The sequence below is a fragment of the Streptomyces sp. NPDC107581 genome (assembly GCF_055657175.1).
In genome coordinates this window covers 1-1453 of the sequence record NZ_JBVKBH010000067.1, presented here as the reverse complement: position 1 = coordinate 1453, position 1453 = coordinate 1, and the positions used below count along the sequence as shown (strand labels likewise).

General features: G+C 65.0%; 1 protein-coding gene. It reads right to left on the bottom strand.

What is annotated here, in order from left to right; translation table 11 throughout:
* Window positions 1-9: 9 nt before the first annotated feature.
* Window positions 10-1401 carry an IS30 family transposase gene (locus ACZ7P3_RS42575; RefSeq protein WP_472090058.1) on the bottom strand — a complete coding sequence of 464 codons (1392 nt, stop codon included), beginning with the start codon at window positions 1399-1401 and terminating at the stop codon, window positions 10-12.
* Between the last annotated feature and the right edge of the window lie 52 nt (window positions 1402-1453).

Below are 1453 nucleotides of genomic sequence, written 5' to 3'. Positions count from 1 at the left end.
TGGCTGGACTCAACCGGTCGTTGCAACACTGGCTTGTTGGAGCAAGAGTAGCTGCTCGTTGAATGCCTCGGCCGGGGTCCTCCAACCAAGTGTCTTGCGGGGCCTGGTGTTCAGCGCGTGAGCAACGGCTTCGATTTCTTCGGCGGACCAGCGGGAGAGGTCCGTGCCCTTCGGGAAGTACTGGCGCAGGAGTCCGTTGGTGTTCTCGTTCGTGCCTCGCTGCCATGGGCTGTGCGGATCGGCGAAGAACACGGGGATACCGGTCTCGACCCTGAACTGCGTGTGCGCCGACATTTCCTTGCCGCGGTCCCATGTCAGCGACCGCGTCAGCTGCTCGGGGAGCATCGACATCGTGTTGGCGAGTGCCCTCTTCATGGAGAACGCTCCGTAGCCGGCCAGTGCGGGGCCGTTCTTCGTTCGAGGGATCGTGCCGTATCCCTCTTCGCGGGGCAGGTGAACCAGCATGGTGAACCGGGTCGACCGCTCGACAACGGTGCCGATCGCAGAACGCTCCAGTCCGATGATCAAATCCCCTTCCCAGTGACCGGGGACAGCGCGGTCCTCGGCCTCGGCGGGCCTCTCGCTGATCAACGCTTCTGGCGTGACGTGCGCCCAGGTCTTCCGCCGTGAACGCGCCCGCGGCGCACGCAGAGCGCGGCCGGTTCGAAGACACAGGATGAGCTCGCGTTTCAGCGCCCCGCGGCCCTGAATGTAGAGGGCCTGGTAGATCGCCTCGTGACTGATGCGCATGGATTCATCATCCGGGAAATCAAGCTTGATCCGGTTCGCTATCTGCTCCGGACTCCATGCCTGAACCCACGCACGATCTTTGCGATGCGGCTTGTTCCGCCCCGTCCAGGAGCCCGTCGCCGGTCCCGCGATCAGCATGCCCCCAGATGTGGTGATCTGGCCGGACAGCCTCTCCTGGACGTAGGCGCGCAACCTCGGATTGGCCACCAACTTCGCTGTCTTCGGACGCCGGGCCGCCATATCGGCTTTCCACTGTGCCACCGACGCCCGGTAGTCGAGCTTCCCACTTCGCGTGGCGGTGTTGCGTCGCAGCTCGCGGGAGATCGTGCCGGGATTACGACCGACGTCTCGAGCGATCTCGCGCACGCCCTTGCCTTGGGCCCTGAGCAACGCGATCTCCTCTCGCTCGGAAAACGACAGGTATCTGCCCGAGGGCGGCTTCGAATCGAACGGTCGCATGCCACCACACTGGCGGTACCAGCGCGTCGCGACCGCCGGCGCCACGCCGATGGCGGTGGCGGCCTCCTCAGCGAGAAGGCCCTTGGCGATCTCCGCCCAGAACGCCGCCTCGACATGACGCTGATACTTCGGATGCCCCGGAGACCTCAGCTTCGGACGCAGCGCACGGTCCGCTGCCTGCTGACGACGCACCACCCAACACCTCCATGCGTACGAGGTGTTGCGACGACCAGTTGAATCCGCC